The organism is Nocardioides sp. SRI_004 (assembly GCF_057586415.1).
Genome location: NZ_JBYCZV010000004.1, coordinates 315,330 through 329,085, shown reverse-complemented (window position 1 = coordinate 329,085; position 13,756 = coordinate 315,330). Strand labels below are relative to the sequence as shown.

The following is a 13,756-nucleotide window of genomic DNA, read 5'->3' as shown; positions in this document are numbered from 1 at the left end:
AACATCCGGGGTGACCTGCATCGCACCATCGTCCTGTGGCAGTCGAGAGCACAGTCGTGAACGACCTCGTGCGAGGTCCCGGACCTGGTGCGGAGCGGGTCCTCAGCATCCGTGACCTGTCGGTCGAGATCCGGCGCGGCGAGCGCGTCGTCCGGCCGGTCACCGGGGTCAGCCTCGACCTGCACCGCGGCGAGACCCTGGGCATCGTCGGGGAGACCGGCTCCGGCAAGTCGATGACCGGGCTCGCGGTGATGGGCATGCTCCCGTCCGGTGGCCGAGTGACCGACGGCTCGATCATGCTCGGCGGCACCGAGCTCGTCGGGCTGGCCGCGCGGCAGTACCGCGGCCTGCGCGGCAACGAGGTCGCCATGGTCTTCCAGGACTCGCTGACCTCGCTGAACCCGACCCGGCGGATCGGCGACCAGGTCGCCGAGCCCGTCCGGCTGCACCGGGGGCTGTCCCGGCGCGCCGCGCGCGAGCGCGCTGCCGAGGTGCTCGCGATGGTCGGCCTGCCGCGCCCCCGCGAGCGCATGGAGGACCATCCCCACCAGCTCTCCGGCGGCCAGCGCCAGCGGGTGATGATCGCGATGGCGCTCGCGTGCGAGCCCAAGGTGGTGATCGCCGACGAGCCCACGACGGCCCTCGACGTGACCATCCAGGCCGAGATCCTCGACCTGCTCGACGACCTGCGCTCGCGCCTCGGGATGGCGATGGTCCTGATCACCCACGACATGGGCGTGATCGCCCGGCACGCGGACCGCGTCGGCGTCATGTACGCCGGCCGGCTGGCCGAGACCGGACCGACGCGTGCGCTCTTCGACCGCACCCGGCACCGCTACACCCAGGCACTGCTCGCCTCGATCCCGTCGCTGGACCACGACCGCGGCGAGGAGCTCTACAGCATCGGCGGTGCGCCGCCGGACCTGGCCGCGCCGCTGCCCGGCTGCGGGTTCGCGCCCCGGTGCGCTGCTGCCACGGACCGGTGCCGCACCGAGCAGCCGCCCCTGACCACGGAGCGGGCCCACGCCTTCGCGTGCTGGCACCCCGCCTCCGGACCGGTCGAGCGGACGCCCGTCCGGCTGGCCGAGCCCCCGACGTCTCCTGCGGTCACGGACAGCGGCCCCCGCCTGCAGGTCGTCGACCTGCACCGGGAGTACCGGGCCGCCAGCAGTGGCTGGTTCGGCGGGCGTCGTACGGTCAAGGCGGTCTCGGGCGTCAGCTTCGAGGTCGCCGCCGGCGAGACCCTCGGACTGGTCGGGGAGTCCGGCTGCGGCAAGTCGACCCTCGGGCGGATGCTGGTCGCGCTGGACAGCCCGACCTCGGGCGACGTCGTCTTCGAGGGGACGGCGGTCTCCGGCGGCCGGCTCGGCGATCGGCGCTCCCGGCTCCAGATGATGTTCCAGGACTCGAGCGCCGCCCTCGACCCGCGGATGAGGATCGGCGCGATCCTGCGCGAGCCCTTCGCGATCCACGGCATCGGCAGCCGCGCCGACCGCACCGCGCGGGCCCGGGACCTGCTCGCCGACGTCGGTCTGCCGGCCGCGGTCCTCGAGCGGTTCCCGCACGAGCTGTCCGGCGGCCAGCGCCAGCGGGTCGGCCTGGCGCGCGCGCTCGCGCTCGACCCGGAGGTCCTCGTCGCCGACGAGCCGGTCAGCGCACTCGACGTCTCCATCCGCTCCCAGGTGCTCAACCTGATGCGCCGGATCCAGCGCGAGCGCGGCCTGAGCAGCGTGGTCATCTCCCACGACCTCGCCGTCGTGCGCTATCTCGCCGACCGGGTCGGCGTGATGTACCTCGGCAAGCTCGTCGAGATCGGCTCCGCCGAGGAGGTGTACGCCGCACCACGGCATCCCTACACGGCAGGCCTCCTGGCCGCCGTACCGGGTGTGGGGGCGCGGCGCACCCGCATCCACGGTGAGCTGCCCAGCCCGATCGACCCGCCCAGCGGTTGCCGGTTCCGGACCCGCTGCCCGCTGGCCACCGAGAAGTGCGCCGAGCTGGAGCCGGCGCTCGAGGCGGTCGCGGCCACGCACCAGGTCGCCTGCCACCACCCGTTGCACGCCGACTCGGAAGGAGCCGCCTGACATGGCCTGGTACGTCGTCAAGAGGCTCGCCGTCTCCGCCGTGGTCCTGCTGGGGATCTCGGCCGTGGTCTTCTTCCTCCTCCACCTCGTCTCCGACAGCCCGGGCCGCGTGGTGCTCGGACAGCGCGCCAGCCCGGAGGCGGTGGCGGACTTCAACCACGAGCACGGCTTCGACCGGCCCGTTGTCGTGCAGTACGTCAGCTACCTCGGCCAGCTCCTGCACGGTGACCTCGGACGCTCGTACAAGCTGAACCAGGACGTGGGCACCCTGCTGCAGCAGAACGCCGGCCGCAGCGCGATGCTCTCGCTGGCCGGCCTCGTCGTCGCCCTGCTCGTCGCGATCCCGCTCGGGGTCCTCCAGGCCGTCCGGCGCAACAGCGTCGTCGACCGGTGGGCGACGAGCCTGGCCTACGTTCTCTACGCGACGCCGACCTTCCTCCTCGGCCTCGTCCTGATCGCCGTGTTCAGCCAGTCGCTCGAGCTCTTCCCGGCGGAGGCCTCGCAGTCGCACTCGCCCTGGGTCGTGTTCACCGACCCACGCTCGATGGCGCTCCCGGTCGCCACCATCGCGGTGACGAGCATCGCCGTCTTCAGCCAGTACCAGCGATCGTCGGCCCTCGACCAGCTCGGCCAGGACTACATCCGCGTCGCCCGCGCCAAGGGCCTGCCCGAGCGCCTGGTCGTCACCCGTCACCTGCTCCGCAACGCCTGCCTGCCGGTCATCACGCTGGTGGGCACGATGATCCCGATCCTGCTGGCCGGCAACCTGATCGTGGAGTCGTTGTTCAACTACCCGGGGCTGGGGCTGTTGTTCCTCAACAGCCTCCAGCGGGAGGACTACCCGGTGCTGCTGGCCTACACCCTGATCGGCGGCGTGCTGACCGTCGCCGGCAACTTCATCGCCGACATCGCGGTGGCGCTGGCCGACCGCAGGATCGAGCTCGCCGCATGACCGCGATCGAGATGCCCGCCACGACGCCCGAGCGCCGCCGACCGCGGCTGCGCGACCACCCGCTCGGTGTGGCCGGGCTGGGGCTGCTCCTCGTCGTCGTCGCCTTCTGCTACCTGGGCCCGCTGGTGTGGCAGACCAACCAGACCGACGTGAGCCTGCTCGACGCAGCGCTCCCGCCGGGGCCGGGCCACCCGCTCGGCACGGACACCAACGGCTTCGACGTCCTCGGGCGACTGATGGCCGGAGGCCGGGTGTCCCTGCAGATCGGGCTGCTCGCGGCGGTGTTCGCGACCACCCTCGGGACCGTGTACGGCGCCGTGGCCGGCCTCGCCGGGGGCGTCGTCGACGGCATCCTGATGCGCCTGGTCGACGTGCTGCTCTCGGTGCCCTTCCTCTTCTTCGTGCTCATCCTGTCGGCCCGCTTCCACGCGAACGCCTGGACGCTGGCGCTGGTGATCGGCGCGTTCTCGTGGCTCGTCTCGGCCCGGCTGGTGCGCGGCGAGGTGCTGACCCTCCGCGTCCGGGAGTACGTCCTCGCGGCCCGGGTGATGGGAGCCTCGCGTCGTCGCATCATCTTCACGCACCTGATCCCCAACGCGATGGGCGTGATCATCGTCAACATCACCTTCCAGGTGGCCGACGCGGTGCTCGTCGTGGCGGCGCTGGGCTTCCTCGGGTTCGGGCTCACCTACCCGACGACGGACTGGGGGAGCCAGCTCGCCAGCGGCGTCACCTACATCTCCTCGGACTACTGGTGGCTGATCTACCCCGTGGGTGGCTGCATCATCCTCACCGTGCTGGCCCTCAACCTGCTCGCCGACGCGCTGCGTGACGCGATCGGCCGCAAGGCCGACTGAGCCGACGACCCCTGTCCGCCCGTACCGACCGGCCGCCGGCGAATCGTCGTACCGGACGAACCGGCACCGGACCACCTGCTGGATCGTCGGAGCACCACCCACCACCTCACCAGGAGCCGTCATGACACACCTGCCCGGACCGCGACGCGCCCGCCTCGGCGTGGCCCTCGCCGCGGTGGTCGCCCTCCTCGTCTCGGGGTGCTCCGGCGATGCCGGATCGACCAAGGACATCGCGAGCAAGTACAAGGACATGCCCGCCGAGACCGGCAACCCCAAGGACGGCGGCACCATCACCGTCGCCCTCACGCCGGGTCTCAGCCCCAACTACATCTACCCGTACCCGCCGGCGTCGGTGAGCGGGACGGTCATCGCCCGCGGCCAGCTGTGGCGGGCCCTCTACCGGCCGAGCGGGTCCGGCGAGGGCGTCGTCAACGAGGAGCTGAGCATGGCGGAGATGCCGTCCTTCAGCGACGACCGCAAGACCGTCGAGATCTCGCTCAAGGACTACCAGTGGTCCAACGGTCGGCCGGTCGTCGCCGACGACGTGGTCTTCTCCCTCGACCTGCTCAAGGCGGGCATCGCCGAGAGCCCCGGTAACTGGAGCTTCTACACGCCCGGGCAGTTCCCGGACGGCGTGCGCGCCGAGGCGACGGACGACAAGACGGTCACCTTCCACCTCGACACGGCCTACAACGAGTCCTACCTGCTCTCGATGCTTGCCCTGCTCTACGTGATGCCGTCGCAGGAGTGGAACATCGCGGAGACCGGCGGCGAGCACCTCGACGCGACGGACCCGAAGAACGCCACGGCGATCTACAGGTACCTGACCAAGCAGGCCGAGGACCAGGCCGGCTTCACGACGAACCCGCTGTGGAAGGTCGTGAACGGGCCGTTCCAGCTGAAGAGCTTCGACCCGACGACCGGTTCGTTCTCGCTGGTGCCCAACGAGGAGTACAGCGGGCCCGGCGACCAGCACCTCGACCAGGTCGACTTCAAGGCGTTCACCTCCGCCTCCGCGGTGCTCAACCAGTACAAGGCGGGCACGCTCACCGTCGGCACCCTGGACGCGAGCTTCGTCAACGAGATCGACGACCTCAAGAAGGACGGCTACCACGTGTACGGCGCGCCCGCGCCCGCCCGCTTCGACCCGCTGACCTTCAACTTCAAGAACACGGTCGACAACTTCGACAAGGTCGCGAGCCAGCTGTACGTGCGGCAAGCGCTGCAGCACCTGATCGACCAGGACGGCTACATCGCGAGCCGCGGTGTCTACAACGGCACGGCGTCGGAGAACTACAGCGTGGCCGGGGCGGAGTCGCCGTACCCGCCGGAGTTCGGTGACGAGCCGACGTACCCGTTCGACCCGGACGCGGCGGAGAAGCTGCTGACCGACCACGGCTGGAAGGTCGTGCCGGACGGCCGCACGACCTGCGCGAACCCCGGCACGGGCGCGGACCAGTGCGGGGCGGGCATCCCCGAGGGCCAGGCCATCAGCTTCACCCTCGCGTCGGCGAACACGCCGTCCTACGTCGGCGCACGTGACATCGCCTTCGCCTCGCAGGCGAAGAAGCTCGGCATCGAGGTCAAGGTCGTCACCAAGTCGCTCAACTACATGTACGCCAACTACGGCAACAGCTTCGCCCCGGCGAAGGCGAACGAGTGGGCGATGCAGGACTACGGCGCGATCTACCAGGCGGCGGGCTACCCGACCAGCAACACGCTGTTCAACACCACGGGCAGCTTCAACCTCGGCAGCTACGCCAACAAGAAGATCGACGAGCTGATCGACCAGTCGACCTTCGGCGCCGATCCGGCTGCGCTGTCGAAGGAGATCACCGCGATCTCCGAGGACCTGCCCGTGCTGCTGTTCCCGACACCGCACACGCTGGTCGTCTGGAAGGACACGCTGTCGGGGCCGCAGGACTCGTTCCACGCCCTGCTGAGCTTCCTGTACTCGCCGGAGCTGTGGTACTTCCACCAATGATGACCGCGGTCGACCTCGCCGGGCTGCGCCCGCTCGTGCGCGATGCACGGGTGGTGGCGCTCGGCGAGGCCGCTCACAACGTGACCGAGCTCCACGAGGTCCGGGACGAGCTGTTCCGGATGCTCGTGGACCTCGGCTTCACGGCGCTCGTGCTCGAGTCCGGGTTCGCCGAGGGCCTGGCGGTCGACGCCTGGGTGCGCGGCGGTCCCGGGGAGGTCGCCGCCGTCGCCGGCGAAGGCATCTCCTACGGCTTCGGGCACTCGCCGGCCGTCCACGCGCAGCTCGGCTGGATGCGTGAGCGCGGCGGCCTCCGCTTCTACGGCATGGACGTGGCCGGCGCCTCGACGTCGCCGGGACCGGCGGTGCGCGAGCTGCTGCTCCGGCTCGAGCCCGAGCCCGGGGACGACGCACTGCTCCGGCGCGCGGACCTCGGCGGGCGCGTGGAGGCGGCCGTGCGGTACGCCGGCCTGTCCGACGAGGACCGCGAGCGCCTGCACGCCGACCTCCGGATCCTCGCCGACCGTGGCAGTGCCGCCGCGGACCCGGTCGCGCAGCGGCTCGCCGCGTCGGTACGGGCCTTCGCCGATGGACAGGACCGTGACGTGTTCATGGCGGAGACGGTCCGTTGGGTCCTCGAACGGGAGGAGCGGGTGCTGGTCGGAGCGCACAACGGCCACGTCCAGCGCACGCCGTACGACGGCCGGCCGACGATGGGCTCGCTGCTCTCCGCGGCGCTCGGACCCGAGCTGGTGGTCGTCGGCACGACCTGGGCCTCGGGTCCGCGCGTCGAGATCACCGACCTCTCCGACCGGCCCTTCGACTGGGCGGTGTCCCTCGCCGGGAATGCCCCGGCCCCGGCGCTTCCCAGCGCAGGTGCCTTCGACCACGTGCTGGCGCTGGGGGAGGTGCACCGGGTGCCCGGCGCCTTCGAGCGGCTCCGGGCCGAGCTCGCCGCGCCGTACCCGCCGACCCGGACGGTCGACGTCGTCGCCACGCAGGCGGGCGTCTCGGTCCCGGACCCCTACCGCTGGCTCGAGGCCGAGGACGACGAGGTGCACGCCTGGCAGCGCCGGCAGGCCGAGGTGGCCACGGGCACCATCCTCGGCGGCCAGGACCGGGGCGCCCTGCGCGCGCTCGTCGAGCAGTACGACGCCGGCGCGCGGCCCGCCCTGCCGAGGCATGCCGCCGGCAGGTGGTTCCGGCCGGTGGGCGACGCCCTGGTCGCCTCGGACGAGCCGCTCGGGGACGGTTCGGTCGTGGCGCGCCTCGAGCCGGGGGAGGTGCTCTCGTGGTTCGCGCCGTCCCCGGACGGGCGGCTCCTCGCGTTCGGCGTGTGCGACGACGGCAGCGAGCACAACACGATCCGCCTGGTGGAGGTCGCGTCCGGTGAGCGCCGGCCGGCACCACCGCAGGTCCTGCACAGCGCCTGGGCCGGGGGCGTCTCCTGGCAACCCGACAGCGGCGGCTTCTGGTTCCTCGCCCTGAGCGGCACCCCGGAGGAGTTCGTCCAGGCGACCTTCCACCACGACCTCGCCTCGGGCGCGACCGTCGTCGAGGAGATCCCGCTGCCGGAGGGCTCGCGCGAGTACACCCTCGTGCAGCCCTCGCCGGACGGTCGCTGGCTGGTGGCAGCGCACCGGGTCGGGAGCCCCGTGCCGGTCGCCGTGCGCGACCTCCGCGAGCCCGCCGCCGGCTGGCGTCCCTTCGTCACCGGCTGCACGGGCACGGTCGCCGGCCACGTCGTCGGCGACCGGTACGTCGCGGTGACCGACATCGGCGCCGCGCGCGGCCGCGTGGTCGCGATCCCGCTCGACTCGCCGACGCCGGCCGACCCGGCGACGTGGGCCGAGCTCGTGCCGGAGGGACCCACGGTGCTGCGCGCGCTGACGCCGGTGGCGGAGCACCTCTACCTCGCCGAGCTCGACCGGACCTTCGCCCGGATCCGGGTCCTCGACGCCGCCGGCGTCCCGGTCGGCGAGGTGCCGATGCCGGCGGGCGGCACGATCGCGGCGCCCTTCTTCCCCCTCACCGGCCTCGCCGTCGGCGCCCCGGCCCCCGAGCTGGTCTTCGCGTTCTCCACGTTGACGCGCTCGTGGAGCGTGCACCGCCACCGTCCCGGTGGCGGTGTCGAGGAGCTGGCGCCCCCGAGGGTGGTCCTCGACGCGTCCGTCGAGGCGGGGAGCGCGCCCGCCGGTGACGGGACCGCGGTGCCCTTCCACGTCGTGCGCCCCGCCGGGGCCGATCACGGTGCGCCGGCGCCGGTGCTCGTCACGGCCTATGGCGCCGCCAACGTGGCCACGCTGCCGTCGTACCAGCCCGATCTCGCGGCGTTCGTCGCGGCAGGCGGCACGCTGGTGCAGGCCTACCTGCGCGGGGGAGGGGAGCTCGGGCGGGACTGGTACCTGGCGGCCCATCGCGAGACCAAGCACGTGCGCGACGACGACCTCGTCGCCGTCGCCGAGCACCTCGTCGCCTCGGGCGTCAGCACCACGGACCGGATGGCGCTGACCGGCGGGTCCGACGGCGGGCTGATGTGCGGCGTCGCGGTGACCACCCGGCCCGACCTGTGGCGCGCGGTGCTGCCCAGGGCGCCCCTGCTCGACCTGGTCGCGGGCATGCGCGACCCCTATCTCGACTTCGTCATCCGCAAGGCGTGGGGCGATCCCGACGACCCCGAGGACGTACGACGCATGATCGGTCGTTCGCCGTACGAGCTGGTCCGTCCGGGCGAGTTCCCGGCGGTCTACCTGCAGGCGGGCGCGAACGACCCGCGGTGCCGGCCGTGGCACGCCCGCAAGTTCGTCGCCCGGCTGCAGGCAGCCCAGCGCGGCACGGCACCGGTCCTCGTCCACGTCTTCGAGGGCGCCGGCCACGGCGCGGCCAGCGGACCCGAGGTGGTCCTGGCCCAGGACGTGGAGTGGCTCGGCTTCCTGGTCCGCGAGCTGGGGCTCAGGCCCCGCTCGTCCGGGTGAGGTCGAGCAGCCGCAGCTGGAGCATGACCGCGAGCCGCGCGTCGGGGTCGGCGAGGTCGACCTGGCCGACCTCGGTGGCCCGGCGCAGCCGGTAGCGGAAGGTGTTGGTGTGGACGTACATCGCCGCGGACGCGACGGCCACGTCGCCGAACGCGTCGAGCCACGCCCGCAGGGTCTCCATCAGGCTGCTCTGGTGGATCCGGTCGTAGGCCATGATGCGGGCGACCGGACCGCTCGGGAGGTCGCCCTTCGGGACGCGGTCGGCGAGCTCGAGGAGCAGCGCCTCCAGGTGCACGTCCTCCAGGCGGACCACCTGCTGCCCGCCGCGACGCGACCGCAGCACCCGCAGGGCCCGGTCGGCGCCGGTGCGTGAGCGCTGCAGGGCCGCACCGCCGGCCGCGATCGGACCGACGCCGACCAGCGGACGCAGCCGCGAGTCGACGCGGGAGAGGAAGTCCGACGCGATCACCACGGCGCGCTCCTCGCTGTCCTTGCGGCCGCGGGCCACGGGGAGGATGGCATAGGCGACGTCGCCGACCAGCCCCGCCGCGCTCCGCGGGTGCACCGCGGTGAGGTGGAGCGCGAAGGCGTCCGCGAGGCGCTTGCGCTCGACGGCGAGCTGCGCCGGCAGGGGAGGCTCGGCGTCGGCGCCGACCACGGTGAGCGCCAGCACCACGGCAGGCTCGTCCTTGAGGCCGAGCCGCTGCAGCGTCTCGACGGTCCGGGGTCCGCCCTCGAGCGCGGTGCTCAGCAGCTCGGCGCGCAGTCGACGCTCGACGTCGGCGTCGGCCCGCTGCCAGACCAGGTGCATCGCGACGATCTTCGCGCCGTCGTACAGGGCCTGGCTGCGTTGCTCGTCGAGCGGCTCCTCGGCCACGGCCCAGATGGTCCCGAGGATCTCGTCGCCGGCCCGGATCGCGATCGCCGCGCGGCCCTGGCCGCCGGGGGTGCTGTCGTCGATGGGCGGCACGAACACCGGCCGCGTGCTGCGGTAGATCTCCTGGAAGTCGCCGCGCTCCTCGAGGATGCGGGTGTAGTGCTCGGGCACCTGGCGGCGCAGGATCGTCTGCACCCGCCAGCTGTCGACCTCCTCCTGGCGGCTCGAGAAGGCCAGGAGCCGGGAGCTGCGGTCCTCGATCGTGACGGGCGCGTCGACCAGCGCCGCGATCGCGTTGGCGACGGCGAAGAGGTCGTCCAGGCCGGACTGGTAGCCCGTCACCTGGCGCAGGCCGGCGCCGGACCTGCCGAGCTGTCCGGTCGGGACGGCCGGGTCGGCGACCACCGCCGCGGGCTCGGCGGTGAGGGTCCGCAACATCCCGGCCAGCTCGTTCCACGACGCGCCGCGGGCCAGCGCGAGGACGACGACACCGGCTCCCCGGGCCGCCTCCTCCAGCACCTCGGTCGCCTCGACGGGGCCGCGGACGACGAGCGCGAGCGCGCCCCGGCCACCGCTCTCCCGCGCGACCCGGGCGATCGCTGCCGGATCCTGCAGCCCGACGCCGAGGACGACTGCGTTGTCGGGCAGCTCGGGCTCGTCGAGGGGGTCGTGGATGACGATCCCGCCGATCTCACCGGCCCGGACCTCGCCGCACACCACGTCCAGCAGGGTCGCCCCGACCTCCTCGAGCACGCGCGTCAGCCCGGCGCGGGGGAGATTGCTCACGGCTGCCGACACGCCGGTGACGCTAGCCCCGGTGCGGGGTGCGCCCGTTCGTCGATCACGACGAAATCATCGCACTCATTCGTCCGCGCCGACACACGCCGGAGACCTCACGGACCTCAGGGCGCGAGCGGGAGCCATTCCCGCGCCACGGTGACCTCGTCGAGCACGTCGGCGATCGGGCTCACCCCGATGCCCGCGCCGGTCGGGACCCGCAGCTGGCCGTCCTCGAGCACGAACGGCTCGGTGAGGTCGGTGCGGTAGTAGCGCTCGGACGCCGAGGTGTCGCCCGGCAAGGTGAAGCCGGGCAGCGCGGCCAGGGCCAGGTTGGCCGCGCGGCCCAGCCCGGTCTCGAGCATCCCCCCGCACCAGACGGGCACGCCGTGCGCCGCGCAGACGTCGTGGATCCGTCGCGCCTCGAGGTAGCCCCCGACGCGACCCGGCTTGATGTTGACGATCCGGCAGGCGCCGAGCGCGATCGCGTCGGCCGCCGCGGCTGCCGAGACGATCGACTCGTCCAGGCACAACGGGGTGCGGATCGCGCGGGCGAGCTCTGCGTGGCCGAGCAGGTCGTCCTCGGGCAGCGGCTGCTCGACGAGGAGCAGATCGAAGGCGTCGAGCTGGAGGAGGTGACGGAGGTCGCTGCGTCGGTAGGCGGTGTTCGCGTCGACCTGGAGCGGGATGTCGCCGAACCGCTCGCGCACGGCCCGGACGGGCTCGACGTCCCAACCGGGCTCGATCTTCAGCTTGATCCGTCGGTAGCCGGCCGCCAGGTACTCGTCGACGACGTCGAGCAGGGCAGGGACCGACCCCGTGATCCCGACCGACACCCCGCACGGCACATGGGTCCGCACCGCGCCGAGGGCGTGGGCGAAGGAGACGCCGCGGGCGCGGAGATCGGCGTCCAGCACCGCCGTCTCGAGGGCGGCCTTGGCCATCCGGTGGCCCTTGAACGGCGCCAACGCCGGGGCGACCCGGTGCGCGTCCAGGTCGGGAGCGGCCGCGACCGCGGGCACGAGGAAGCGGCGCAGCACGTCGGCGGCGGCGCCGGTGTACTCCGAGGAGTAGTGCGGTCCGGTGCCCGCACCGCACTCGCCCCAGCCCTCGGCCTCGTCGGTGACCACGCGGACCAGGACCGCCTCGCGCACGGTCTCCGTGCCGAACGAGGTCCGGAACGGCGCCACCAGCGGCACCTCCACGGTGCGGATCTCCACACCCTCGAGCTTCATCGTTCCCTGCTCCTTCCGTCGGTGGCGGGCTCGCGGTCGACGACGTACCAGCCGGCCCGGTCGAAGCCGCGCACCCGGGCGCCGTCCGCCAGGAGGCCGCCGAGGACCTCGCGCAGGGCGGTGCGCCACTGCGCCGCGGTGCGCGGGTCGTGCTCGCGCAGCCCCTCGATGTCATCGGGTACGCCGACCAGCACGGTCCTGCCCAGGACGGGCCGCTGCAGCGGGCCGCCCGCCGCCGAGGCCTCGAGCGCGACCTGGGCGCCGGCGTGCCGCTCGGCCCCGCCGTCGAGGGTCCGGGGGCTCCCGGCGCAGGCGGCACGAACCGCATCGGTCGTGAGCGACCATCGCACGAGGATCCGGTCGGTGTCGTCACTGCGGTTGACCTGGTCGTCGATCGGCCCGTAGAAGTTCGGCAGGTACTCGTCGGCGTCCGCGGCGAGCTTGCCCAGGTTGAACCACGCGTTGCGCCGGATCAGCGGGTCGTAGGTCCACGAGATCTCGGCGGTGTCGTGCGCGAGCGCCCACGCCCGCTGGTGGAGCTTCAGGGCATAGCCGACATGGCGTGCCCGGGAGCTGGTGAGCACGCCGGCGATGTGGCTGTGCAGGGCATGGCGTGCAGGCGCCGCGAAGAAGCCGAAGCAGGCGCCGACCAGCTCGTCGCCGGCGTACGCGCCGCTGACGTAGCTTCCCGCCTTGGCCATGGCCTTGAGCAGGTCGGCGGTCACGGGTGGGGCGGCGGCGCCGGTCCGCCAGATCCGCTCGTAGAGCCGGCGCACCGCTTCGAGGTCCGCGACCTCGTCGAGGGTGCGGATGACCACGCCCGACGTCGCGGCGGCCCGCGCGGCGTCCTCTTCGGCGTGGATCAGCATGCGCCGTCCTCCGCCAGCAGGTCGTGGAGGAGTCCGGCGAGCAGGCGCGTCCGGGGCAGCAGGTGCGCGACGAGGACGTGCTCGTCAGGGGCGTGGGCGCCGCCGCCCACCGCCCCGAGGCCGTCGAGGGTGGGGGTGCCGACGCCGGCGGTGAAGTTGCCGTCCGAGGCCCCGCCGACGGAGAGCGACGTCAACGGGTCCAGGCCCAGCTGCTCGGCGAGGGCGACGGCGCGGTCGTACAGCGCCGCCGTCGCGTCGGCCGTCAACGGCGGCCGGTTCGGTCCGCCGAGGACCCGCACCCGGGCATCCGGCAGGACCGCCTCGAGGTCGGTGATCGCGGCGTGGATCCGCTGCTGCTCGGCGTCGTCGCGGACCCGGACATCGACGCCGAAGCCGGCGGCGGCCGGGACGGTGTTGATCGTCGTACCGGCGTCCAGGCGGGTCGGCGTGACCGTCGTACCGGCATCAGGATCGCTCAGCGCCGCGACCGCGAGCACCTGGTGGGCCGCCTCCACGGTGGCGTTCACGCCGCGCTCGGGCTCGAGGCCCGCGTGCGCGGCGCGCCCCTCGACCAGCACGTCGTACCGGGACACGCCCTTGCGCTCGGTCTTGAGGGCTCCGCCCGGTCCCGCCGCCTCGAGCACCAGCGCGGCACGGCAGCCGCGGGCCTCGTCCTCGATGAGTCCTCGCGAGGACGGCGAGCCGATCTCCTCGTCCCCGGTGATCAGCAGGCACACGCCCGTCCGGTCGTCGAGCGCGGCGACGGCCCGCAGCGCCATGGCCACCCCGGCCTTCATGTCGAAGCAGCCCGGTCCTCGCAGCACGCCGTTGACGACGGCGCAGGGGTTGTCGGCCAGCGAGCCGATCGGCCACACGGTGTCGTGGTGCCCCAGCACGAGCACCCGGGCGGGTCCGAACCGCCACCGCAGGTGCGTCCAGCCGTCACGCACGATGCGCTCGGGCGCGACACCGAGGAGGCGCGTGCCCAGGTCCGCGACGACCTCGGCGCTGCGCGCGACGGCTGCCTTGTCCTCGGTCGGGGACTCGCAGCGCACCAGCGCGCCGATGTCGGCGACGAGGTCGGCTTCGGTCAGGGCATCCAGCAGGGGCACCGGTCCAGCATCCCGAGCGTCCCGACGGCGCCGTCTG

The 13,756-nt window shown here is 73.2% G+C and carries 9 protein-coding genes; 5 read left to right on the top strand and 4 right to left on the bottom strand.

Features of this window, described 5'->3' with window-relative positions; all coding sequences use genetic code 11:
• Positions 1-35 precede the first annotated feature (35 nt).
• The 5 genes from AC2YHB_RS07490 (at position 36) to AC2YHB_RS07470 (ending at position 8,849) form a co-directional block, all read left to right on the top strand.
• Positions 36-2,084: an ABC transporter ATP-binding protein gene (locus AC2YHB_RS07490; protein WP_308645669.1), complete on the top strand. Its 2,049-nt coding sequence runs from the start codon at positions 36-38 to the stop codon at positions 2,082-2,084.
• Between the two features lies 1 nt (position 2,085).
• The gene (locus AC2YHB_RS07485; protein WP_179651173.1) at positions 2,086-3,036 is read left to right on the top strand and encodes an ABC transporter permease; all 951 of its coding nucleotides are present in this window, start codon (positions 2,086-2,088) and stop codon (positions 3,034-3,036) included.
• Positions 3,033-3,893 (top strand): ABC transporter permease, encoded by an 861-nt coding sequence (locus tag AC2YHB_RS07480; protein WP_179651174.1) that lies wholly within the window; start codon positions 3,033-3,035, stop codon positions 3,891-3,893. Before AC2YHB_RS07485 ends, AC2YHB_RS07480 begins: the two co-directional genes overlap by 4 nt.
• A 121-nt stretch (positions 3,894-4,014) precedes the next feature.
• Positions 4,015-5,877 carry an ABC transporter substrate-binding protein gene (locus tag AC2YHB_RS07475; RefSeq protein WP_179651175.1) on the top strand — a complete coding sequence of 621 codons (1,863 nt, stop codon included), beginning with the start codon at positions 4,015-4,017 and terminating at the stop codon, positions 5,875-5,877.
• Entirely contained in the window at positions 5,877-8,849 is a 2,973-nt protein-coding gene (locus tag AC2YHB_RS07470) for a prolyl oligopeptidase family serine peptidase (RefSeq protein WP_179651176.1), read from the top strand. The genes AC2YHB_RS07475 and AC2YHB_RS07470 overlap by 1 nt, the downstream gene beginning before the upstream one ends.
• On the opposite strand, the gene AC2YHB_RS07465 is transcribed toward AC2YHB_RS07470, so the two are convergent.
• From AC2YHB_RS07465 to AC2YHB_RS07450, 4 genes are all read right to left on the bottom strand, one after another.
• A complete protein-coding gene (locus AC2YHB_RS07465) occupies positions 8,827-10,524 on the bottom strand; it encodes a PucR family transcriptional regulator (RefSeq protein WP_179651177.1) in 1,698 nt (565 codons plus the stop codon). The genes AC2YHB_RS07470 and AC2YHB_RS07465 overlap by 23 nt on opposite strands.
• 104 nt (positions 10,525-10,628) lie before the next feature.
• Positions 10,629-11,738 (bottom strand): o-succinylbenzoate synthase, encoded by a 1,110-nt coding sequence (gene menC, locus AC2YHB_RS07460; protein WP_179651178.1) that lies wholly within the window; start codon positions 11,736-11,738, stop codon positions 10,629-10,631.
• Positions 11,735-12,607, bottom strand: a complete 873-nt coding sequence (locus AC2YHB_RS07455) for a GNAT family N-acetyltransferase (protein WP_179651179.1) — start codon at positions 12,605-12,607, stop codon at positions 11,735-11,737. Before AC2YHB_RS07455 ends, menC begins: the two co-directional genes overlap by 4 nt.
• Positions 12,601-13,719, bottom strand: a complete 1,119-nt coding sequence (locus AC2YHB_RS07450; RefSeq protein ID WP_308645670.1) for a M20 family metallopeptidase — start codon at positions 13,717-13,719, stop codon at positions 12,601-12,603. The genes AC2YHB_RS07455 and AC2YHB_RS07450 overlap by 7 nt, the downstream gene beginning before the upstream one ends.
• Positions 13,720-13,756 lie beyond the last annotated feature (37 nt).